The sequence below is a fragment of the Mesorhizobium sp. B2-4-14 genome, from assembly GCF_006442155.1.
GTDB lineage: Bacteria > Pseudomonadota > Alphaproteobacteria > Rhizobiales > Rhizobiaceae > Mesorhizobium.
Genome location: NZ_VFVA01000020.1, coordinates 57,397 through 78,256, shown reverse-complemented (window position 1 = coordinate 78,256; position 20,860 = coordinate 57,397). Strand labels below are relative to the sequence as shown.

The window sequence follows — 20,860 nt, the reverse complement described above, 5'->3', positions numbered from 1 at the left end:
CGTTTCCGCCATATAGCGCCAAACGGATATGGAACGACCGCAAGAAATGGCAGGCATCGCCCCCTTCGCCAAGATGAACGGCATCGGCAACGAGATCATCGTCGCCGATATGCGCGGCCGTGCCGACCGGGTGACGGCGGCGGCGGCGATCGCGCTCAACGCCGATCCCGCGACCCGCTTCGACCAGATCATGGCGATCCATGACGCGAAGACGCCGGGCACTGCCTATTATGTCGACATCCTGAATTCCGACGGCTCGGGCGCGCAGGCTTGCGGCAACGGCATGCGCTGTGTTGTGCAGGCGCTTGCCGCCGAGACCGGCCAGAAGACGTTTACCTTCGAGACCCGCGCCGGCATTCTCAATGCGGAAGAGCATGCCGCCGGCTTGATCTCGGTCGACATGGGCATGCCGCGTTTCGGCTGGCAGGAAATTCCGCTCGCCGAGGAATTCCGCGACACCCGCATGATCGAATTGCAGATCGGCCCGATCGACGCGCCGGTGCTGCATTCGCCCTCCGCCGTCTCGATGGGCAACCCGCACGCCATCTTCTGGGTCAACCGCGATGTCTGGTCCTATGAACTCGAGCGCTTCGGCCCGCTCCTCGAAAACCACCCGATCTTCCCCGAGCGCGCCAACATCACCATCGCGCAGGTGACGTCGCCCGAAACCATGGTCATCCGCACCTGGGAGCGCGGCGCCGGCCTGACCAAGGCCTGCGGCTCGGCGGCTTGCGCTGCCGTGGTGGCGGCGGCCCGCACCAGGCGGACCGGGCGCAGCGTCAGGCTGCTGACCCCCGGCGGCGGCACGCTGCATGTCGAATGGCGCGACGACGACCACGTCATCCTGACCGGTGCGGCCGAATGGGAGTTTTCCGGCAGCTTCGATCCGTCCAACGGCACCTGGGCCCGCGACACCGAAAGCGCGGCCTGATGTCGGCTCTGTCCAAGAGCCCGGTCTTCGAGGGCCCCCTCTCCGAGGCTCCCCGTTCCAATGGCATTGACGTGGTGACCTTCGGCTGCCGGCTGAACACCTATGAGTCCGAGGTGATGCGGCGCGAGGCTGAAAGTGCCGGCCTTGGCACGCTGGCCGGCGGCGCCGTGATCTTCAACACCTGCGCCGTCACCGGCGAGGCGGTCCGCCAGACCAAGCAAGCGATCCGCAAGGCTCGCCGCGACAACCCTCGCGCGCGCATCATCGTCACCGGCTGTGCCGCGCAGACCGCGCCACAGGACTTCACGGCCATGGACGAGGTCGATCTCGTTCTCGGCAATGAGGAGAAGCTGAAAGCGAACTCCTACCGCGCGCTGCCGGATTTCGGCGTCAACGACACCGAGAAGGCGCGCGTCAACGACATTTTTTCGGTGCGCGAGACCGCCGGCCATATGGTCGACGCCATCGAGGGCCGGGCCCGTGCTTTCGTCCAGGTGCAGAATGGCTGCGACCATCGCTGCACCTTCTGCATCATTCCCTATGGCCGCGGCAATTCGCGCTCGGTGCCGATGGGCGCTGTCGTCGAGCAGGTCAAGCGGCTTGCCGGCAACGGCTATGCCGAGGTCGTTTTGACCGGCGTCGACATGACGTCTTTCGGCGCCGACCTGCCGGGCGCGCCCAAGCTCGGCAAATTGGTGAAAACCATCCTGAAGCAGGTGCCCGACGTGAAGCGCCTGCGGCTGTCCTCGATCGATTCGATCGAGGCCGACGACGAATTGCTCGACGCCATCGCCACCGAGCCCCGGCTGATGCCGCATCTGCACCTGTCGCTGCAGTCGGGCGACGACATGATCCTGAAGCGCATGAAGCGCCGCCACAGCAGAGACCAGTCGATCCGCTTCTGCGAGGATGTGCGCAAGCTGCGCAAGGACATCGTCTTCGGCGCCGACATCATCGCCGGCTTCCCGACCGAGACCGACGACATGTTCGAGAACTCGATAAAGATCGTCGCGGAGTGCGACCTGACCCATCTCCACGTCTTCCCGTTCAGCCCGCGCGAAGGCACGCCCGCCGCGCGCATGCCGCAAGTGCGCCGCGAAGTGGTCAAGCAGCGCGCCGCACGACTGCGCGCCGCCGGCGAGGCGGCCTATCGGCGCCATCTGGCCTCGCTTGCCGGAACACGCCAGTCGATCCTGATCGAACGCGATGGCCTTGGCCGCACCGAGGGTTTTACACTTGCCGCACTGGGCACAGGCGCGCCGGGCGAAATCGTCGAGGCCGAGATATCGGGCCATGACGGCGCTCGCCTGATCGCCGCGCCCCTTGCCGCCCGCGCCGCCTGAGAAACGCAAAGCATGGCTGGTTTTTTCAAGAAGATATTTTCGTTCGGCAAGAAAGAGGTTGTCGAGGAGCGGATCGACGAGACCGCCCCGCTGCCGCCGATCAAATGGGAAGCACTGGACGCGCTAAAGCCGGCGGCCGAGCAGGCCATGCCGGAATTTTTGAAGCGCGAAGAACCGGAAGCAGCGCCCCACCCTCCCCTCGATGGGGAAGGTCCCGAGCGCAGCTCGGGGGTGGGGTGATAGCGCCGGCGCCGATCACCCCCACCCCCGAGCTGCGCTCGGGACCTCCCCCATCGAGGGGGAGGTAAAGGACGCGCCCCCGATGGCGCCTGTCGAGGCGCCGGCACCCGAGCCCATTCCGACTATACCGTCACCGCAGGAGCCGACGGTTCCCGCCGAACCGGAGCCGCTGCCGGAACCCGAGCCGGAAGAGGAACCGGCGCCGGTCGAGCCCGCCCCGAAGCCGCCGGCTCCCGAAATACCCGCCGAAGAGCCAGCGCCGCAAGAAACCCCCGACGTGCCGGTGGTGCCGGAACGGCTTCCGGAACCTGCGCCACAGGAAATTCCTGAACGGCCAGGGATCGCGCCGGAACCGGAGGAACTGCCGGAGCCAGCGCCCGCCGAAGTGCCGGCACCGATCGAGACGCCGTCGACGATCCCGTCCGCAAGGCTTGCCCCGGAAGTCAGCGCCGCCCCTCATCCGCCTGCCGGCACCTTCTCCCCGTATAGGGACGGGGGGAAGGGCGCTGATCGCGACGCCGGAACCCCTTTTGCTGATACCGAAGAAGAAGCCTCGACGCTGACGCCCCCCTCTCCCCGTACTTCACGTGGAGAGGGTAAGGGTGAGGCGCAGCGCCAACCTGCGGAAAATTCCGCACCGACCGCCGAAGCTTCGCCGACGATTCCGGCGCCACCAGCGGAAATCGTGCCCCCCCTTCGGCAACCATCCCCGGTCGAAGTACAGCCGGTCATTGCCGAGATCGCGCCGGAACCTCAGTCTGTCCCACAACCCCTGCCGGAACCGAAACCCGCCCAGGGAAAGGTAACCGTCTCCAAAAAGGTCGAGCAGAAGGCCGAGCCGGCGAAAGCGCCCGAGGCGGCGCCGCGGCGGTCCTGGTTCCAGCGCATGCGGGACGGGCTTGCCCGCTCGTCGCGTGAACTCACCGGCAACATCGCTGGCGTCTTCACCCGGCGCAAGCTGGACGAGGACACGCTGCAGGATTTGGAGGATGTGCTGATCCGCGCCGACCTCGGCATGGAAACGGCGCTGCGCGTCACCGATGCGCTGGCTTCCAGCCGTTACGGCAAGGATGTCTCCGACACCGAAGTCCGCGCCATCATGGCGGCCGAGGTCGAAAAGGTGCTGACACCTGTCGCCATGCCGCTGGAGCTCGATCTCTCGCACAAGCCGCATGTCGTCCTGGTGGTCGGCGTCAACGGCACCGGCAAGACCACCACCATCGGCAAGCTGGCGGCGAAACTGACCGATGGCGGCCTGTCGGTGATGCTGGCCGCCGGCGACACGTTCCGCGCCGCGGCCATCGAGCAGCTGAAGATCTGGGGCGAGCGGACGAAATCGCCGGTGATCGCCTCGAAACTTGGCGCCGACGCCGCCGGCCTCGCCTATGACGCCTTCGAGAAGGCCAAGGAGGCGGGTTCAGACGTGCTGATCATCGACACCGCCGGCCGCCTACAGAACAAAACCGAACTGATGGCCGAGCTGGAAAAGATCGTGCGCGTGCTGGGCAAGCTCGACCCCGAGGCGCCACACACGGTGCTGCAGACGGTCGATGCCACCACCGGCCAGAACGCGCTCAACCAGGTCGAGATCTTCCGCAATGTCGCCGGCGTCAACGGCCTGGTGATGACCAAGCTGGACGGCACGGCGCGCGGCGGTATTCTGGTGGCGATCGCGGCAAAGCACAAATTGCCGGTCTATTTCATCGGCGTCGGCGAACAGGTCGAGGACCTCGAGCCTTTCTCGGCAAGCGAATTCGCCAGGGCGATCGCCGGAGTGGCCTAAACAAGCATGCCCCAAAAAGTTGCAGGCTTTTTGGGCCAGACCATGCATAAGAAAGAGATTCCATGAACCCACCTATCCTCGAGCGCGATCCCTCCGATCCGCAGAAAGAGAAGAAGGAAGGCGTCAATCCCGTGCTCAAGCTGGTGCTTGAGCTCGGGCCGCTGATGGTCTTCTTCTTCGCCAATGCGCGTGGCGAATGGCTGACGCAGAAATTTCCGGTGCTGGCCGAATTCGGCGGGCCGATCTTTGTCGCCACCGGCTTGTTCATGGCGGCAACCGTCATCGCCCTTGCCGTCTCGTGGCTGCTCACCCGCACCTTGCCAATCATGCCGATGGTGTCGGGCGTCGTCGTCCTCATCTTCGGCGCGCTGACGCTCTACCTGCAGGACGACATCTTCATCAAGATGAAGCCGACCATCGTCAACACGCTGTTCGGCGGCGTGCTGCTCGGCGGCCTGTTCTTCGGCAAGTCGCTGCTCGGCTATGTCTTCGATTCGGCGTTCCGGCTCGATGCCGAAGGCTGGCGGAAACTGACCTTCCGCTGGGGCCTGTTCTTCCTGTTCCTGGCCATCGTCAATGAAGTTGTCTGGCGCAACTTTTCCACCGACGCCTGGGTTACCTTCAAGGTCTGGGGGATCATGCCGATCACGCTCCTGTTCACCTTCAGCCAGATGCCGCTGATCCTGCGCCATTCGCTGGACGACAAGGCAGGCGGCGAGGAGAAGGCCGGCAAATAGGGAGTAAAGGCATGGAATTCGTCACCACGCGCGAAGAGCTGCGGACGATCTACAAGACGCCGCGCCCCACCGACGGTTCCATCCGCAAGGAATTGAAGACCCTCGACGGCCACTGCCGCTCCTTCATCGGCAAGAGCCCCTTCGTGCTGATCGGCTCCTCCGACGGCGAAGGCAATTCCGACGTGACGCCGAAGGGCGACAAGCCCGGTTTCGCCGCCATTCTCGACGACCGCACCATCGCCATCCCCGACCGGCCCGGCAACAACCGGCTGGACACGCTGGAAAACATCCTGCGCAATCCTTCGGTCGGCCTGCTCTTCCTCATCCCCGGCATGAACGAGACGCTGCGCGTCAATGGCGATGCCCGCATCACCGTGGATGCCACCTTGCGCGAGCGCCTTGCCGTTAACGGAAAGGAACCGCAAAGCGTCATCGTGGTGTCAGTCAAGGCCACCTACATGCATTGCGCCAAGGCTTTCATGCGCTCCGATCTGTGGAAGCCGGAGAGCTGGTACGACCGCGCCATGCTGCCGACGCTCGGCCAGATCCTGCGTGACCAGCTGGCGCTCGCCGACTCCGCCGAGGCGACTGACCGCTGGCTGGACGACGATTACCGGCGGACCATGTGGTAGGCTCGGACGGACACGATTCGTCCGAACCGGCCTTCTTCACCGTGCTCAACATCATCGCCATCTCCGGCAGCCTGCGCGCCGCCTCGACCAATTCGGCCCTGGTGGCGGCCTTGGCCGCCAACGCGCCTGCGGACTGCCGCGTCCAGCTTTATGACGGCCTCAGCCGGCTGCCGATCTTCAATCCCGACGACGAAGGCGAGCGCACGCCTTCCGAAGCGGCACGCTTGATCGAGATGATCACCCGCGCGGACGGTGTCATCATCTCGTGCCCGGGAATATGCCCATGGCGTTCCGGGCGGGCTGAAGAACGCGCTCGACTGGCTGGTGTCGGGCGAGGCCGCCATCGACAAGCCGGCGATGCTGGTGCACGCCTCGCCGCGCTCGCTCTATGCGCGCGCCGCATTGGCCGAGATCATGCGCACCATGTCGTTCGCGCTTTACGATGGCGGGCTTGAGATTGCCTTGCTGGGGAAGAAGTCGCCGGAGGTGGAGAATATTCTCACGGAACCGGCGAACCGGCTGGTCATGCACGATGCGGTTGCGGCTTTTGCGGAGTTTATCGGGACGCGTTGAGCGTGTTGGCCACTATCCTTCGTTTGCGATCCTTCGCGCCCGCCTCTGCCCTACCGGGCATCTCCCCCACTTGGGGGGAGATTGGCAGTTCCGCCGCCGGCTTCCTCTCGTAACGTTGATTATTGGCGAAAGCGGTAGCGGCATCAGATCTCCCCCCATGTGGGGGAGATGTCCGGCAGGACAGAGGGGGGCGCTGTCCCGCCGGCCCCTCACAATGTCCGCGTAGCAGCCTTAGTCGGGTTAGCCCTTGCGCAGCGTTTCGACATCGGTCTTGCCGACATACCAGTCGCGGGCATTGACCTCCTCAAAAACCACCCAGACATCGTCATTGCCGAGGCCGGTGGCGTCCATGATGGCGGCCGTGACCTTCCTGGCGATCTCAGCCTTCTTGCCGGCCGGATCGGCGGCGATCACTTCCTTGACGATGCGGATGTTGACGAATGGCATGACGTCCTCCCCTTGGATTCTGCCGGTCGCCGCCCGGCAAGTGTTTCGAAGCTCGCTCCGGCAAACCGCAGCGCGGGGGTTGCAGTACCCGTGGCGCGGCGAGCGCATCAGATAGGCGCAGAAACGCCAGCAGAGGCCGCCAGAGAAAAGTTTCCAGTAGCCTCAATAGGTCTTGGCCCCATTCACCATCAGCCGCACCGAATAGAGCGAGGTGGTGCCGGCGATGTAGAGACAATTCAGCTTGGCGCCGCCGAACACGCAATTGGCGGTCACCTCCGGCACCTTGACCTTGCCGATCAGCGTCCCGTCCGGATCGTAGCAATGGATGCCGTCAGCCGCGCTCGTCCAGATGCGCCCGTCCGCGTCGAGCCGGAAGCCGTCGAACAGGCCGGCGGTGCAGTCGGCGAACACCTTGCCGCCCGAAACCTTCTTGCCGTGCTTGCCGACGTTGAACACGCGCATATGCGCCGGGTTCTCAGCGCCATGCGTGCGGCCGGTATCGACGACATAGAGCAGGCTTTCGTCGAGCGAGAAGGCGAGGCCATTCGGCTTGACCATGTCGGTGATGGCGGCCTCCACCTCGCCAGTCTCGGGATCGACCCGGTAGACATGGCAGGCGCCGATCTCGCTCTCGGCCTTGTCGCCCTCATAGTCGGTGTCGATGCCATAGCTCGGGTCGGTGAACCAGATCGAGCCGTCGGATTTCACCACCACGTCGTTGGGCGAGTTCAGCCGCTTGCCCTTCCATTTGGCGGCAATCGTGGTGACCGAGCCGTCATGCTCGGTGCGGCTGACACGGCGGCCCGAATGCTCGCAGGTGACCAGCCGGCCTTGCCGGTCGACGGTGTTGCCGTTGGAATTGCCGGAGGGCTGGCGGAAGACGCTGACGCTGCCATCCGTCTCGTCGTAGCGCAGCATGCGGTTGTTCGGGATGTCCGACCAGACGACGTAGCGGCCGGCGGCGAACCAGGCCGGCCCTTCCGCCCAGCGGCATCCGGTGAACAGCTTCTCCACCTGCGCGCTGCCATTGAACAGGCGCGCGAAGCGCGGATCGAGAACTTCATAATAGTCTGAGGCCGCCATGCATTTCCTCCCGGCATCACGTGACGTCGGATCAAGCCAGCCCGCGATCGATATGGCAAGCCGTGGATTTCGCATTTGTAAGACAAAATGGATTGGGCCAGCCTTTCGCGCCGGCGGTCCGATGTGCGGAAGGACGCTTTAGAACGCCATTAACCTGCTATGCGCTCCGCGCAATGGTGCATTGCAACATCTTCTTTTTGCAGCGCACCATTCCTATGTCATGCTGCGTATCGATCAAGGGAGGAAGAACCAGCCGCGACAAACGCGGCATAGAAGGAACCTTGACATGATCTTCAACGATCTCGTGACCCGCGCTCGCACCAGCATCGCCAAGCGCAAGCAGTACAACCGCCTCGTCGCCGAAATCGACAGCTTCTCCAGCCGCGACCTGGCCGACATGCGCGCCGACCGCAGCGAGATGCTGTACCAGATCCACAAGCAGATCTACGGCTAGTATTCGGTCGGCCAATCACGTTCGTCATCCTTGGGCGTAGCGACGCGAAGCGGAGCGATGACCCAAGGATCCATGCCGTGATTTTCGAGAGTTACCGCGGTGCAGGGCTCGTACGCGTTTCGGACCGCCGCACTTCTAACGAATGTCACGGAATGGATTCTAGGGTCTGCGCCGCGTCGCTTCGCTTCTTGCTTCGCCCTAGAATGACGACCGAAGGGCCGCCTCAACCCGGCGCCGCCAGTGCCTTTTCGATCTGCGGCAGCAGGAGATCCCTCGCCGACTCCGCCGTCAGCGGACCGACATGCTTGTAGGCAATCTTGCCATCCTTGCCGATGACGAAGGTTTCCGGCACGCCATAGACCCCCCAGTCGATCGCCGTGCGGCCCGCCTCGTCGACGCCGATCGCCTGGAATGGATTGCCGAGGTCGCCGAGGAAGCGGCGGGCGTTTTCCGGCCGGTCCTTGTAATTCAGCGCCGCCATGGTGAAGCGCTTGTCCTGCGCCAGCGCCAGCAGCACCGGATGCTCTTCCCGGCACGGCGCGCACCATGAGGCAAACACGTTGACCAGCGTGACCTTGCCGGCGAAGGCCTTCGAATCGAGCCCCGGCAGGTTTGACCCTTCCAGCGCCGGCAAGCTGGTTTGCGGCGCCGGCAACCCGATCAGCGCCGAGGGCACTTCCGAAATATCGCGTCCCGACAGCAGCTGCGACAGGAACAGTCCCGCCAGGCCGAGGAAGACCAGCAGCGGCAAAAATACGAACAGGCGCCGGCGGGGGGGCGGTGTTTCGCTTTCACTGCTCATGGCTTCGGTGTCCCGGCCTTGTCGGAACGGCGTCGCACGCCGGCGGCTTCGAGTTCGGCGAGTTCGCGCTTGCGCGCCCGCTGGTCGAGAAGGATCCAGCCGATCAAGCCGGCCAGCACCACGGCGGTAATCGCATAGGCCGCAGCGACATAGAGGGCATACGCGCTCACGGCCGCCGCTCCATCGACGTTCTTCTTTCCGACCGGATCGTTTCGCCTCGCTCGATCATGCTTTTCCCTTAACGGCCTGCCCGTGGCTTCGCAATCGGCTGCCGCGCCGCAGTCCCAAACCTGCATGGTCGCCGCGCCGCCGCCGTGATGTCGCGCAAAACCCTGGCCGAGGTCACTCAATCCGTACCATGGCGCAAGGCCAGCGCCGCCGAGGCCGGCCCCAGCACGGCAAGAAACAGCGTCAGCGCGGCAAGAATGAGGAAGGGTTGCAGGAAGGGGTCCGGATTGGCCGTCGCCCCATAGCTCGCCGAGACGCCGAAGATCAGCACCGGGATGGTCAGCGGCAGCACCAGCACCGAGATCAGCAGCCCGCCGCGCGGCAGCGCCACCGCCACGGCCGCACCCGCGGCGCCGATGAAGGTGATCGCCGGCGTGCCGACCAGCAAGGTGAGCGCCGTGGCGCCGATCGCCAGCGGCTCCATGTTCATGAACAGGCCGAGCAGGGGAGCTGCGACCACCAGCGGCAGCACGCTTCCCGCCCAATGCGCCAGGCACTTCACCAGCACGCTGAGCGCCAGCATGTGCCGGTCGTTGCCGAGCACCAGCAGGTCCAGCGAACCGTCCTCACGGTCGGCCTGGAACAGCCGGTCGAGCCCGAGCAGGCAGGACAGCAGCGCCCCGATCCAAAGGATCGCCGGGCCGATGCGGGAAAGCAGCTTCAGGTCCGGCCCGACACCGAACGGGATGGTGGCGATGACGGCAAGGAAGAAGATGACGCCGGTCAGCGCCCCGCCGCCGGCGCGGATCGAGAGACGGATGTCGCGCAGGAAGAGGGACCACATTTACACTGCGGCCTTTTGTTTAGGTGGGAGTTCCTTCGCGCCCCCCTCTGTACAGAGGGGGGTGCCGTAGAGCGCAGACATCAGCCGGCCTCCCCCATCCGCAGCGCCTTTGCCCCCTCGATCCCCAGCGGCAGATGCGTTGCCGCCACGACAATCCCTCCGTCTCCCAGATGTTTGCGCATCAGCCCCGCGAACCGCTCCTCCGAAGCCTTGTCCAGCCCCGCCGTCGGCTCATCGAGCAACCATAAGGGTCGATGGCTGACCAGCAGCTTCGCGATCGCCGCGCGGCGACGCTGCCCGGTCGAGAGATAGCCGAACGGCAGATGGCCGATGCCCCCCAGCCCGACCGTTTCCAGCGCCTCTTCAACGCCGGTATCTCCACTGCCATTGAACTCCCGCCAGAAGCGCAAATTCTCCGCCACGCTGAGCGCCGTCTTCATCGCGTTCTGATGACCGAGATAATGGCAGGCCGAAGCGATCGACGGAAACGCCTCACCACCGCCCTCGAGCAGCAGATGGCCCTCGGCCTTCGGCAGCAGCCCGGCGATGATCCGGAGCAGGGTTGATTTGCCGGCGCCGTTCGGTCCCGTGACGACCAGCGCCTGGCCCTGGTCGAGCGCGAAGCCGATGCCGGAGAAAACCGATTCGCCGCCGCGTTCGCCGCCCAGATTTTCGGCGATAAGCCGCATCCCTCGCCTGCCCTGAAAACAATGTTTCGCGAGCGCTGCCGCATCGCACAAATTTGCTCCGCAACTGTCTAGAACTATTCCAGAAAATTCTCTATATGCGGTGCATCCGTGCCAGCGGTCGGCGCGGGAACAGAATTTGCGCCGAAACCAGCGCACGCGCCGCCTTGAACGGCTCGGGTTGCTTGGGAACGGACAGCGGAAATGGCCGTACCCGCACCTTTGCGCGTGATTGCATGCCATCGGCGTCCGTTCCCTTTCAGGCTGAACAGACAAGGACGGATCGCACGTGTCAAAATCCCTGGATAGTTTCAATTGCCGCCGCACGCTGACCGCGGGCGGTGCGGAGTATGCCTATTTCGACCTCGTCGAGGCCGAGAAGAACGGTCTCACCGGCATCGCCCAACTGCCCTATTCGATGAAGGTACTGCTGGAGAACCTCTTGCGCAACGAGGATGGCCGCTCCGTCACCAAGGACAGCATCCAGGCGGTCGCCGGCTGGCTGACCGACAAGGGCACCGCCGGCGTCGAGATCGCCTATCGCCCGGCCCGCGTGCTGATGCAGGATTTTACCGGCGTTCCGGCCGTGGTCGACCTTGCCGCCATGCGCGACGCCATGGCCTCGCTCGGCGGCGACCCGCAGAAGATCAATCCGCTGGTGCCGGTCGACCTCGTCATCGACCATTCCGTCATCGTCGACGAGTTCGGCACGCCGATGGCCTTCGCCCGCAATGTCGAGCTCGAATATGAGCGCAACGAGGAACGCTATAAGTTCCTCAAGTGGGGCCAGCAGGCGTTCCGCAACTTCCGCGTCGTGCCGCCCGGCACCGGCATCTGCCACCAGGTCAACCTCGAATATCTCGGCCAGGTGGTGTGGACCAACACCGAGGATGGCGAAACGACAGCCTATCCCGACACCTGCGTCGGCACCGATTCGCACACCACCATGATCAACGGCCTTGGCGTGCTCGGCTGGGGTGTCGGCGGCATCGAGGCCGAGGCGGCCATGCTCGGCCAGCCCGTTTCCATGCTTTTGCCGGAAGTCATCGGCTTTCGCCTCACCGGCAAGCTCAAGGAGGGCGTCACCGCCACCGACCTCGTGCTCACCGTCACCCAGATGCTGCGCAAGAAGGGCGTCGTCGGCAAGTTCGTCGAGTTCTTCGGCCCCGGACTCTCCAACATGACGCTGGCCGACCGCGCCACCATCGGCAACATGGCGCCCGAATACGGCGCCACCTGCGGTTTCTTCCCGGTCGACAGCGAGACAATCCGCTACCTCACAATGTCCGGCCGCGAGGAAAGCCGCATCGCGCTGGTCGAGGCCTATTCCAAGGCGCAAGGCATGTGGCGCGAGGCAGGCTCCGCCGACCCCGTCTTCACCGACCTGCTCGAACTTGATCTCGGCGATGTCGTGCCGTCGATGGCCGGCCCCAAGCGCCCCGAAGGCCGTGTCGCGCTCGAAGGCATTCCGGCCGGCTTCGCCAAGGCGATGGACACCGAATACAGGAAGGCGGCGGAAATTTCCAAGCGCTACGCCGTCGAAGGCACCGATCATGATCTCGGCCATGGCGACGTCGTCATCGCCGCCATCACGTCGTGCACCAACACCTCGAACCCGAGCGTGCTGATCGGCGCTGGGCTGCTCGCCCGCAACGCCAACCGCCTTGGCCTCAAGCAGAAGCCGTGGGTGAAGACCTCGCTGGCGCCCGGCAGCCAGGTGGTCGCCGAATATCTGGAGAAATCCGGCCTGCAGAAGGAACTCGACCAGATCGGCTTCAACCTAGTCGGCTTCGGCTGCACCACCTGCATCGGCAATTCCGGCCCGCTGCCGGCGCCGATCTCCAGGACCATCAACGATAAAGGTTTGATTGCTGCCGCGGTCTTGTCCGGCAACCGCAACTTCGAAGGCCGCGTCTCGCCCGACGTGCAAGCCAACTACCTCGCCTCGCCGCCGCTGGTCGTTGCCCACGCCTTGGCTGGAACCGTCACCAAGGACCTGACGTCAGAGCCGCTTGGCGAGGACAGCAACGGCAATCCGGTCTACCTCAAGGACATCTGGCCAAGCTCGGCCGAGATCCAGGAGTTCATCGAGAAGAACGTCACCCGCGAGCTGTTCGCCCGCAAATATGCCGACGTCTTCAAGGGCGACGAATACTGGCAGAACGTCAAGGCGCCGGAAGGCCAGACCTATGCCTGGGACGACAACTCGACCTATGTGCAGAACCCGCCCTATTTCGCCGGCATGACCTCGGGCTTCGGCAAGATCGGTGATATCAAGGGGGCTCGCATCCTCGGCCTGTTCGGCGACAAGATCACCACCGACCACATCTCGCCGGCGGGTTCGATCAAGGCCGCGTCGCCGGCCGGCAAATACCTCACCGACCATGGCGTCGGCGTTGCCGACTTCAACCAGTATGGCACGCGACGCGGCAACCATGAGGTGATGATGCGCGGCACCTTCGCCAACATCCGCATCCGCAACCACATGCTGGGCGAGAACGGCCGCGAGGGCGGCTACACCATCCACTACCCGTCGAAGGAAGAGGAATCGATCTACGACGCGGCGATGGAGTACAAGAAGGAAGGCGTGCCGCTGGTCATCTTCGCCGGCGTCGAATACGGCAACGGCTCGTCGCGTGACTGGGCGGCCAAGGGAACGAATCTCCTTGGCGTCCGCGCGGTCATCGCCCAGTCCTTCGAGCGCATCCATCGCTCGAACCTGGTCGGCATGGGCGTCATCCCCTTCGTCTTCGAGGACGGCACCTCCTGGGCGTCGCTCAACCTCAAGGGCGACGAGCTCGTCGAGATCGACGGCCTGAATGCGATCAAGCCGCGCCAGACGATGAACGCCAAGGTCACCTATGGCGACGGCACGGTGAAGAACGTGCCGATCGTTTGCCGCATCGATACGCTGGATGAGCTCGACTACTTCAAGAACGGCGGCATCCTGCAATACGTGCTGCGCGATCTCGCTGCCTGAGGCAGCAAGGGAATGAGGCAGTAGGGCCGTAGGGAAGCAACACCTACTGCCCTACTGCCCTACTGCCCTACTGCCCTACTGCCCTACTGCCCTACTGCCCTACTGCCCGGCAATAAAAGCCAGGCCGCTCAAAGCATTAGCGGCTCGGCCCAAGTTCCTGACCAGTTCGCCCGCAATAGAGATCGTCGGGGATCAGGAGAGTTTGCCACATGGTGGTGATGCCACCCCCAAATCGAACCGCGTCGTGAAATGCAGTGCCGCTCCTATCGCCGCCTTATCTGCGGCTGCGATGCAAAAATTTCACCGCAACGTGACTTCCCGTTGACTTGCGCTTCTGCCACATATTTCCGCAAATCAGAACAAAGCCGGCATCACCGGCGGGAATTGGAATGGTCATGGCCAGGCGAAGATCACTGTGGCTGGCAGCCTTTGCGCTGGCCTTCTCGGCGTTTGCCGGTTCGGGCCACGCGGGCGAGTCCGAGAGGGTCCAGGCCGAAAAATCCCAGCCCGACAAGCCGCTTGGCGTGGTCGAACTGTTCACCAGCCAAGGCTGCAGTTCCTGTCCGCCAGCCGACGCCTTCTTCGCCGAGCTTGCCAACAAGGAAGACATTGTCGCGCTCGCCTATCACGTCGACTATTGGGACTATCTCGGCTGGAAGGACACGCTGAGCCAAAAGGAAAACACCGAGCGGCAGAATGACTACATGCGCGCCTTCGGCAGCCGGTCCGTTTATACGCCACAGGCGGTCATCAACGGCCGCATCCATGTCAACGGCGCCAACCGCAGCGAGGTCAATGGCGCGCTCGCCCGCATGGCCAGGGGTGGCGAGGGCATTCGGGTCCCTGTCAAGGTCAGTCGGACCAGCGACCGTGTGATCATCGACGCCGGCGACGCCGGCGCCGGCCCCAGCGATGCCCATGTCGTCATCGTCTATTTCGAGCCGCCGCAGACGATCAAGATCGCCCAGGGCGAGAACACCGGTCGCAAGATGACCTATTGGAACGCAGTCACCGACATCCAGACGGCGGGCATGTGGCACGGCAAGGCGCAACGCTATGAATTGCCGCTGAGCGAGGTTTCCAAGAAGGGCGGTTGCGCCGTGCTGCTGCAGTCCGTCGGCAAGGACGGCATGCCGGGGCCTATCCTGGGTGCCGCCTTCATTCACAAGCCCTGACGGCCATAGCGAGCGGTTCATCGGTTCACGAAAACGCTGAACCTATCGCAAACGCTATTCTGGACGGAAGACCGTTCCACATTTCCTGGAATTGCTTTGCTGACTGCAACAGGATGTCTGAGTTGTCCGGGAGACCGGCTGGCACGCCAAACCGCAGGCATGAAAAAACCGACGTCAGCTTGCTTCTGACGCCGGTCATTCAGGGTATTTGGGATCGTCGCACCCGATTTCTCCAAGGAAAAACCGAGGTTGGTTCGATCCGACGCAGACCCGTGGGCGGGGGGCTTGGGGTTTACGAGTCGGTGCCGGACCGAACCGTCTCAGGCAACGCCGGTAAATTCGTCGGACATTGGGGCATGAGCGCGGATAAAAAAAGGCAGAAATGTGGCGAAGCATCACCAATTCCAACAGGACGCATTACAAAAGTGACTGGACGTGTCCAAAAAGGCGCACCCCCGCCTCTCCTCGCCGGCTCTTGCAATTGTAACGCGAAGGGGCCAACTTTGGTTGGCAAAGATTCATTTTGAAGGATCGAGGCATGACGGACGATGGCGGCGGGACGGGGGATGGTGACGCATCCGCAATATTGATCCCGCTGCACGAGGCGCGACGTGACCGCCTCGACCAGCCGGTGCGCTTCGACCGGCGGGAACTGGACCAGATCCTCAGGCTCTACGGGCGCATGGTCGCCGCCAATGAATGGCGCGACTACGCCATCGACCATTTGACCGACAGAGCCGTGTTTTCCGTCTTCCGCCGCGCCAGCGAAGTGCCGCTGTTTCAGATCGTCAAGGATCCGAAACTGGCGCGCAAGCAGGGTGCGTTCGCCGTCATCGCGGCGGGCGGGCGCATCCTCAAACGCGGCCAGGAGCTTGGCCGCGTGCTCGGCGTCTTCGATGGCAAGCTGAAGCTGGTGCAGGCCTAGAGCAATTCCAGGAAAAGTGCGCAGCGGTTTTTGCGTCCGGAATTGCGTAAAGAACTCAATCCCTTATTTCTGCTGCTGAAATCGACGCTCCGGTAGGGAAGCCGGATCAGGCGGCAGTGACGCTCCACCATTCAGTGGCAATTGCATGAACACCGTGTCCAGCCAACGCCCGTGCTTGTAGCCGGAACCTTCGAGGCGGCCTGAATGGCGGAAGCCGAGCTTTTCGTGCAGCTTGACCGAGGCGCTGTCGGCATGGCCGTCGCCGATCACCGCGACGATCTGGCGGAAGCCCGCTGCCTCGACCGCCGCGATCAGGCTTTGCATCAGCTTGAGGCCGACGCCCTGGCCCTTGGCATCGGGCGCGATATAGACCGAATCCTCGACGATGAAGCGATAGGCCGGGCGCGGCCGGAAGGGACCGGCATAGGCATAGCCGAGCACGAGGCCAGCCTTTTCCGCCACCAGATAGGGGAAGCCGCCGGCCGCGAGCGTTTCGAATCGCGCACCCATCTCGGCGCGGCCGGGTGGCTCCAACTCGTAACTCGCCGTGCCGTTGGTTACTGCGTCGGCATAGATTTCGGTGACGGCGTCGAGGTCGGCCGAGATCGCCGGCCGAATCACGATAATGCTCATTTATTATGCAAGCCTTTCATCTGCCTTCAATAACAGCAAAGGCCGACACAAAAGGAAAGGGCGGCCGTTGGGCCGCCCTTCCGCCAGTCGATGGTCCAGCGAGACCCGCGGACGAAGCCTTAGCGGCGGTCGCCCATGAACTGCAGCAGGAACATGAACAGGTTGATGAAGTCGAGGTAGAGCCTCAACGCGCCCATGATCGCCTTGCGGCCGGCGACATCGGAAGCGTCACCCTCGAAATACATCTCTTTGATGTTCTGCGTGTCATAGGCGGTGAGGCCGGCGAAGACCAGCACGCCGATCGCCGAAACGGCGAAGGACAGCGCCGAAGACTGCAGGAAGATGTTGATCACCGACGCGATGATGATGCCGAACACGCCCATGATCAGGAACGAGCCCATCGCCGTCAGGTCGCGCTTGGTCGTGTAGCCGTACAGCGACAGCGCGCCGAAGGCGGCGGCGGTGGCGAAGAAGGTCTGCGAGATGCTTGCCGTGGTGTAGACAAGAAAGATCGAAGATAGCGACAGGCCGACCAGGCCGGCATAGACCCAGAATGTGGTCTGCGCCGCCGAAACGCTCATCGACTGGACGCGGAACGACAGGAAGAACACGGCGGCAAGTGGCGCCAGTATCACCACCCAGCGCAGCGGCGAACCGAAGATCGCGTAGCCGAACGAGGTCAGCATCTCGCCGCTCGGCAGCGTGGCGACAGCCGAGGCCGGATCGGTCGTGGTCGCCAGCATGATCGTGCCGACGGCGGCAAGGCCGGTGATGAGGAGACCAAGCCCCATCAAATTGTAGACCTTGATCATGTAGGCGCGCAGGCCCTGGTCGATATCGACAGCGGCGCCGGGCACGGCGCGCGTCTGATAATTGCGAATGGGATCAGCCATTGTAGTCCTCTATTGCTTCTGCCCCGTCCGGTGTCGGGCCCTGCCGGATATACATCCGCCGAACCCAGGCGCCGCTGGCGGGGCTCCAGCATGCCTGTGGCGAAATATGATGGTTATTCGCGTCGAGAACAAGACCGTAACGGCGTGTAACGGTTCGTGAGAGGACGAAATCCAGCTCCATCAGTGCCTTCAGGCGGCATTCTTACCAAGATTTAACCCGAGACAGGGCGCTCCGACCGGCGAATCAGAGATTGCGCAGCACGGGTGCCGCCTTGTGGCCGAGCACACGCCAGGTGCCGGCGAGGCCGATGCCGACGGTGATGAAGAGCGAAAACAGGATGGCCGCCACCGCCACCTCGGGCATGAAATGCGATGGCAATGTCATGATGCGGGCGACGATGTACCAGGCCGCGATGCCGCCGGCCGCCAGCGCGAATACCGCCGTGGCCAATCCGATTAGCATGTACTCCAGGGAGAATGCCGTGATCAGCGTTCTCCTGGTGGCGCCCAGCGTCTTCAGCACCACCGCATCGTGGATGCGCGCCCGGTTGCCGGCGGCGAGCGCGCCGGCCAGCACCAGCACCGAGGCGATCAGCGCCACGCCGGCCGCCGCCCGGATCGCCGTGCCGAGCTGGCCGACCAGCCGGTTGACGACTTCGAGCGCGTCCTTGACGCGCACCGTGGTCACCGCCGGGAAGGCCCGGGTGACGGCATTGAGGATGCGGGCATCGTCGGCCGTGGTGGCGCTCTTTTCGGTCAGCGTCGCCATCCAGCCATGCGGCGCGCCGGCGAAGGTGTTGGGCGAGAACACCATGACGAAATTGATGCCCATCGTCTCCCATTCGACCTGGCGGAAATTGGCGATCCTGGCCGTGACATTGCGGCCGAGCACATTGACGGTGACGGTATCGCCGAGTTTCAGCCCGATCTCCTTGCCCTCCCGCGCCGAAAACGAGACCAGCGGCTCGCCGGCATAATCGTCCGGCCACCAATTGCCCTCGGTCAGCGTCGCGTTTTCCGGCTGCCTGGCGTCGTAGGTCAGGCCACGATCGCCTTTGAGCACCCACGCGCCTTCAGCCGGGACCTTGACCTTGTCGACATCGACACCGTTGAGCGCCATCATCCGCCCGCGCAGCATCGGCACCTTGACCAGCGTCCCCCGTGGCGCCTCCTTGCCGATCAGCGCGGAGAACGCGTCGACATCGCTGCCCTGGATATCGACGAAGAAGAAGTTCGGCGCCCGCTCCGGCAGGCTGCCGGAGATCTGCTGCCGCAGATTGCCGTCGATCAGCGCCAGCGTCACCAGCAGCGTCAGCCCAAGCCCCAATGACAGCACCACCGACGGCGTCAGCGCACCTGGCCTGTGGATGTTGCCCACGGCGAGCCGGAGCGCCACGAAGCGCACCCGCGGGCTTTTCCTTGCCGCCCATTGCACCAGCCCGCCGACCAGGCGCAGCACCAGGAAGGCGAAGATGGTGGCGCCGACGAAGATCGAGGCGATGCGCCGGTCGCCGGAGAACAGGATGGCGAGCGCCGCCAGCAGCAGCGCGATGCCGATGGCCGACGCGACATAAATGGGGCGCGGAAAGCCGCGGCCCTCCAGGCCCATCTCCCGGAACAGCGCGGTTGCCGGCACGTCGCGGGCGCGCCCGAGCGGCAAAAGCGCGAAGGCCAGCGTCACCAGCAGCCCGAACAGCGCCGCCATGGCGAGCGCGCCGGGGTAGAAGCCGCCTTGCGCCGGCACCGGAATGACGGACTGCAGCGCGGCGCTTGCCACGAACGGCATCAGCGCCCCGAGCACCAGGCCGGCGGCGATGCCGAGTGCCGCGATGATCAGGATCTGCACGAGATAGACGGCAAAGACGAAGCCGCCGGAAGCGCCCAGGCTCTTGAAAGTCGCGATGACGCCGCGCTTGCCGTCGAGATAGGCGCGCACCGCATTGGCGACGCCGACACCGCCGACAACAAGCGCCGTCAGCCCGACCAGCGTCAGGAATTGCGAGAAGCGCTCGATGTTGGACGACAGCGCGGGCGCCGCGTTGCCGCGCGTGCGGATCGACCAGCCGGCCTCGGGGAAATCCTTGGCGGCTTGGTCCTGGATGGCCTTGAGCCGCGCCTCGTCGGCATCGGCGGGCAACCGGATTTTGTAGGCATTTTCGACCAGGCTGCCCGGCTGGACCAACCCGGTGGCCGCCAGGGCCTCGGTCGAGATCATCAGCCTTGGCGCGAAGCCGAAACCGTCGGACACGGCGTCCGGCTCGGTCACCAGCCTGGCGCGCAGTTCGAAGGTGGCGGTGCCAAGCTTCAGCCGGTCACCAGGCTTGAGATGCAGCCGTTCGAACAGCAGATCGGGTGCGGCCGCGCCAAAGACGCCGAATTCTTCGCCGAAAAGTTCATGCTTCGTCAGCTTCGGTTCGGTTTCCAGCGCGCCATAGAGCGGATAGGCATCGTCGACCGCCTTGGCCTCGACCAGCGCCTGGTCGGAGCCATCGGCCAGACGCGCCATCGAGCGCGTGCTCGCGGTGCGCGAGACGACACCCAGCCCGTCGAGGAAGCCGCGCTCCGCCTGGCTGGCGTCGCGCTGGTTGATCTGGAAGCGGAGGTCGCCGCCAAGCAGCGTCTGCCCCTGGTTGGCGACACCGGCGGTGATGGAGCGGGCCACCGAATTGACACCGCCGATCGCCGCGACGCCGAGTGCGATGCAGGCGAGGAAGATCAGGAAGCCGGACAGGCCGCCGCGCAGCTCGCGCAGCGAGAAGCGGACGGCAAGCTTCAATGTCCGCGCCAATGGCATCAGGCGGTGACCTTCAACGGCGCCGACGCCTCGATCCGCCCGGAGCGCATCCAAACCTGGCGCGAGCAGCGCGCCGCCAGCGCCGGATCATGGGTGACCAACACCAGCGTCATGCCACGTTCCGCCGCCTTGGCGAATAGAAGGTCGGCGACCTGCCGCCCCGTCGCCTGGTCGAGATTGCCGGTCGGCTCGTCGGCGATGAGGATGCGTGGGGAAGGCGCCAGCGCCCGGGCGATCGCCACGCGCTGCTGTTCGCCGCCCGACAGTTCGCCGGGGTAATGGGTGACGCGGTCGCTCAGGCCCACCGCCGCCAGTTCCCGTTCCGCCACCGAAAACGGATCGGCATAGCCAGCCAGCTCCAGTGGCACGGCGACGTTTTCCAGCGCCGTCATGTTCGGGATAAGATGGAAAGACTGGAACACGATGCCAATGTTTCGTCCGCGAAACGAAGCGACCTGATCCTCGCTCCTGCCGTTGAGGAGCTCGCCAGCGATTCGTACCGTGCCCGAATCGACCCTCTCCAAGCCTGCCATCACCATCAGGAGAGTCGACTTGCCGGAGCCCGAAGGGCCAACGATGCCGGTCGCCTCGCCATACGCCACCTCGAGGCTGACGCCTTTCAGCACATGGACCGACGAAGCGCCTTCGCCGAGCGTCAGCGATACGTCTTTCAGCGTGATGACCGCTTCTGTCAAAATGAAAGCGTCCTATATGGAGGATGAGGGCTTTGCTTACTT

The 20,860-nt window shown here is 64.3% G+C and carries 21 protein-coding genes and 1 pseudogene; 12 read left to right on the top strand and 10 right to left on the bottom strand.

Annotated elements, in window-relative coordinates; all coding sequences use genetic code 11:
- Positions 1 to 46 precede the first annotated feature (46 nt).
- The 8 genes and pseudogenes from dapF to FJ938_RS18255 all read left to right on the top strand — a co-directional run bounded on the left by dapF (position 47) and on the right by FJ938_RS18255 (position 6,239).
- The gene (gene dapF, locus FJ938_RS18280) at positions 47 to 931 is read left to right on the top strand and encodes a diaminopimelate epimerase (RefSeq protein WP_140696025.1); all 885 of its coding nucleotides are present in this window, start codon (positions 47 to 49) and stop codon (positions 929 to 931) included.
- Positions 928 to 2,274, top strand: coding sequence for a tRNA (N(6)-L-threonylcarbamoyladenosine(37)-C(2))-methylthiotransferase MtaB (gene mtaB, locus FJ938_RS18275; RefSeq protein WP_181169130.1), 1,347 nt, complete (start codon positions 928 to 930; stop codon positions 2,272 to 2,274). The genes dapF and mtaB overlap by 4 nt, the downstream gene beginning before the upstream one ends.
- Before the next feature lie 12 nt (positions 2,275 to 2,286).
- Positions 2,287 to 2,514, top strand: coding sequence for a hypothetical protein (locus FJ938_RS29540; protein WP_181169128.1), 228 nt, complete (start codon positions 2,287 to 2,289; stop codon positions 2,512 to 2,514).
- Between the two features lie 82 nt (positions 2,515 to 2,596).
- Positions 2,597 to 4,297, top strand: coding sequence for a signal recognition particle-docking protein FtsY (gene ftsY / locus FJ938_RS30000; RefSeq protein ID WP_246673395.1), 1,701 nt, complete (start codon positions 2,597 to 2,599; stop codon positions 4,295 to 4,297).
- A gap of 62 nt (positions 4,298 to 4,359) precedes the next feature.
- On the top strand, positions 4,360 to 5,034 hold the full coding sequence (locus FJ938_RS18265; RefSeq protein ID WP_140610184.1) for a septation protein A: 675 nt from the start codon (positions 4,360 to 4,362) through the stop codon (positions 5,032 to 5,034).
- 11 nt (positions 5,035 to 5,045) lie between these two features.
- A complete protein-coding gene (locus tag FJ938_RS18260) occupies positions 5,046 to 5,666 on the top strand; it encodes a pyridoxamine 5'-phosphate oxidase family protein (protein WP_140610185.1) in 621 nt (206 codons plus the stop codon).
- Positions 5,660 to 5,878: pseudogene (locus FJ938_RS30400) on the top strand (NAD(P)H-dependent oxidoreductase); the annotation flags it as partial. The gene FJ938_RS18260 and the pseudogene FJ938_RS30400, both read left to right, overlap by 7 nt.
- A 40-nt stretch (positions 5,879 to 5,918) precedes the next feature.
- On the top strand, positions 5,919 to 6,239 hold the full coding sequence (locus FJ938_RS18255) for an NAD(P)H-dependent oxidoreductase (protein ID WP_281407070.1): 321 nt from the start codon (positions 5,919 to 5,921) through the stop codon (positions 6,237 to 6,239).
- Between the two features lie 240 nt (positions 6,240 to 6,479).
- Here FJ938_RS18255 and FJ938_RS18245 read toward each other — a convergent pair whose 3' ends face one another.
- A complete protein-coding gene (locus FJ938_RS18245) occupies positions 6,480 to 6,686 on the bottom strand; it encodes a 4-oxalocrotonate tautomerase family protein (protein ID WP_140610186.1) in 207 nt (68 codons plus the stop codon).
- 162 nt (positions 6,687 to 6,848) lie between these two features.
- Complete coding sequence (locus FJ938_RS18240; RefSeq protein WP_140696023.1) at positions 6,849 to 7,769, bottom strand: SMP-30/gluconolactonase/LRE family protein; 921 nt, start codon at positions 7,767 to 7,769, stop codon at positions 6,849 to 6,851.
- Positions 7,770 to 8,055: 286 nt separating this feature from the next.
- Between FJ938_RS18240 and FJ938_RS18235 the strand changes: the two genes are divergently transcribed.
- Positions 8,056 to 8,223 (top strand): hypothetical protein, encoded by a 168-nt coding sequence (locus FJ938_RS18235; protein ID WP_140696020.1) that lies wholly within the window; start codon positions 8,056 to 8,058, stop codon positions 8,221 to 8,223.
- Between the two features lie 223 nt (positions 8,224 to 8,446).
- On the opposite strand, the gene FJ938_RS18230 is transcribed toward FJ938_RS18235, so the two are convergent.
- The 4 genes from FJ938_RS18230 to ccmA all read right to left on the bottom strand — a co-directional run bounded on the left by FJ938_RS18230 (position 8,447) and on the right by ccmA (position 10,726).
- Positions 8,447 to 9,025 carry a DsbE family thiol:disulfide interchange protein gene (locus FJ938_RS18230; protein WP_140696018.1) on the bottom strand — a complete coding sequence of 193 codons (579 nt, stop codon included), beginning with the start codon at positions 9,023 to 9,025 and terminating at the stop codon, positions 8,447 to 8,449.
- On the bottom strand, positions 9,022 to 9,195 hold the full coding sequence (gene ccmD / locus FJ938_RS18225) for a heme exporter protein CcmD (protein ID WP_140696016.1): 174 nt from the start codon (positions 9,193 to 9,195) through the stop codon (positions 9,022 to 9,024). Before ccmD ends, FJ938_RS18230 begins: the two co-directional genes overlap by 4 nt.
- 176 nt (positions 9,196 to 9,371) lie before the next feature.
- Positions 9,372 to 10,037 (bottom strand): heme exporter protein CcmB, encoded by a 666-nt coding sequence (gene ccmB / locus FJ938_RS18220; protein WP_140696014.1) that lies wholly within the window; start codon positions 10,035 to 10,037, stop codon positions 9,372 to 9,374.
- 80 nt (positions 10,038 to 10,117) lie between these two features.
- Complete coding sequence (ccmA, locus tag FJ938_RS18215; RefSeq protein ID WP_140696012.1) at positions 10,118 to 10,726, bottom strand: heme ABC exporter ATP-binding protein CcmA; 609 nt, start codon at positions 10,724 to 10,726, stop codon at positions 10,118 to 10,120.
- 286 nt (positions 10,727 to 11,012) lie between these two features.
- Here ccmA and acnA point away from each other — a divergent pair, with 286 nt between their 5' ends.
- The 3 genes from acnA (at position 11,013) to FJ938_RS18200 (ending at position 15,803) form a co-directional block, all read left to right on the top strand.
- A complete protein-coding gene (gene acnA / locus FJ938_RS18210) occupies positions 11,013 to 13,703 on the top strand; it encodes an aconitate hydratase AcnA (RefSeq protein ID WP_140696010.1) in 2,691 nt (896 codons plus the stop codon).
- A 389-nt stretch (positions 13,704 to 14,092) separates the two neighbouring features.
- Complete coding sequence (locus FJ938_RS18205) at positions 14,093 to 14,878, top strand: thioredoxin family protein (RefSeq protein ID WP_140696008.1); 786 nt, start codon at positions 14,093 to 14,095, stop codon at positions 14,876 to 14,878.
- A gap of 538 nt (positions 14,879 to 15,416) precedes the next feature.
- Positions 15,417 to 15,803: a DUF2794 domain-containing protein gene (locus FJ938_RS18200; RefSeq protein WP_140696005.1), complete on the top strand. Its 387-nt coding sequence runs from the start codon at positions 15,417 to 15,419 to the stop codon at positions 15,801 to 15,803.
- Between the two features lie 63 nt (positions 15,804 to 15,866).
- Here FJ938_RS18200 and FJ938_RS18195 read toward each other — a convergent pair whose 3' ends face one another.
- The 4 genes from FJ938_RS18195 to FJ938_RS18180 all read right to left on the bottom strand — a co-directional run bounded on the left by FJ938_RS18195 (position 15,867) and on the right by FJ938_RS18180 (position 20,818).
- Entirely contained in the window at positions 15,867 to 16,436 is a 570-nt protein-coding gene (locus tag FJ938_RS18195) for a GNAT family N-acetyltransferase (protein ID WP_140696002.1), read from the bottom strand.
- A 119-nt stretch (positions 16,437 to 16,555) separates the two neighbouring features.
- Entirely contained in the window at positions 16,556 to 17,329 is a 774-nt protein-coding gene (locus tag FJ938_RS18190; protein WP_140695999.1) for a Bax inhibitor-1/YccA family protein, read from the bottom strand.
- 244 nt (positions 17,330 to 17,573) lie between these two features.
- Positions 17,574 to 20,123: an ABC transporter permease gene (locus tag FJ938_RS18185; protein WP_140695996.1), complete on the bottom strand. Its 2,550-nt coding sequence runs from the start codon at positions 20,121 to 20,123 to the stop codon at positions 17,574 to 17,576.
- Positions 20,123 to 20,818, bottom strand: a complete 696-nt coding sequence (locus FJ938_RS18180; protein ID WP_140695993.1) for an ABC transporter ATP-binding protein — start codon at positions 20,816 to 20,818, stop codon at positions 20,123 to 20,125. The genes FJ938_RS18185 and FJ938_RS18180 overlap by 1 nt, the downstream gene beginning before the upstream one ends.
- Between the last annotated feature and the right edge of the window lie 42 nt (positions 20,819 to 20,860).

Coding starts and splice junctions, on each gene's coding strand:
- dapF (WP_140696025.1), top strand. CDS start 47: ATGGCAGGCATCGCCCCCTTCGCCAAGATGAACGGCATCGGCAACGAG.
- FJ938_RS29540 (WP_181169128.1), top strand. CDS start 2,287: ATGGCTGGTTTTTTCAAGAAGATATTTTCGTTCGGCAAGAAAGAGGTT.
- ftsY (WP_246673395.1), top strand. CDS start 2,597: ATGGCGCCTGTCGAGGCGCCGGCACCCGAGCCCATTCCGACTATACCG.
- FJ938_RS18265 (WP_140610184.1), top strand. CDS start 4,360: ATGAACCCACCTATCCTCGAGCGCGATCCCTCCGATCCGCAGAAAGAG.
- FJ938_RS18260 (WP_140610185.1), top strand. CDS start 5,046: ATGGAATTCGTCACCACGCGCGAAGAGCTGCGGACGATCTACAAGACG.
- FJ938_RS18245 (WP_140610186.1), bottom strand. CDS start 6,686: ATGCCATTCGTCAACATCCGCATCGTCAAGGAAGTGATCGCCGCCGAT.
- FJ938_RS18240 (WP_140696023.1), bottom strand. CDS start 7,769: ATGGCGGCCTCAGACTATTATGAAGTTCTCGATCCGCGCTTCGCGCGC.
- FJ938_RS18235 (WP_140696020.1), top strand. CDS start 8,056: ATGATCTTCAACGATCTCGTGACCCGCGCTCGCACCAGCATCGCCAAG.
- FJ938_RS18230 (WP_140696018.1), bottom strand. CDS start 9,025: ATGAGCAGTGAAAGCGAAACACCGCCCCCCCGCCGGCGCCTGTTCGTA.
- ccmB (WP_140696014.1), bottom strand. CDS start 10,037: ATGTGGTCCCTCTTCCTGCGCGACATCCGTCTCTCGATCCGCGCCGGC.
- ccmA (WP_140696012.1), bottom strand. CDS start 10,726: ATGCGGCTTATCGCCGAAAATCTGGGCGGCGAACGCGGCGGCGAATCG.
- FJ938_RS18205 (WP_140696008.1), top strand. CDS start 14,093: ATGGTCATGGCCAGGCGAAGATCACTGTGGCTGGCAGCCTTTGCGCTG.
- FJ938_RS18200 (WP_140696005.1), top strand. CDS start 15,417: ATGACGGACGATGGCGGCGGGACGGGGGATGGTGACGCATCCGCAATA.
- FJ938_RS18195 (WP_140696002.1), bottom strand. CDS start 16,436: ATGAGCATTATCGTGATTCGGCCGGCGATCTCGGCCGACCTCGACGCC.
- FJ938_RS18190 (WP_140695999.1), bottom strand. CDS start 17,329: ATGGCTGATCCCATTCGCAATTATCAGACGCGCGCCGTGCCCGGCGCC.
- FJ938_RS18185 (WP_140695996.1), bottom strand. CDS start 20,123: ATGCCATTGGCGCGGACATTGAAGCTTGCCGTCCGCTTCTCGCTGCGC.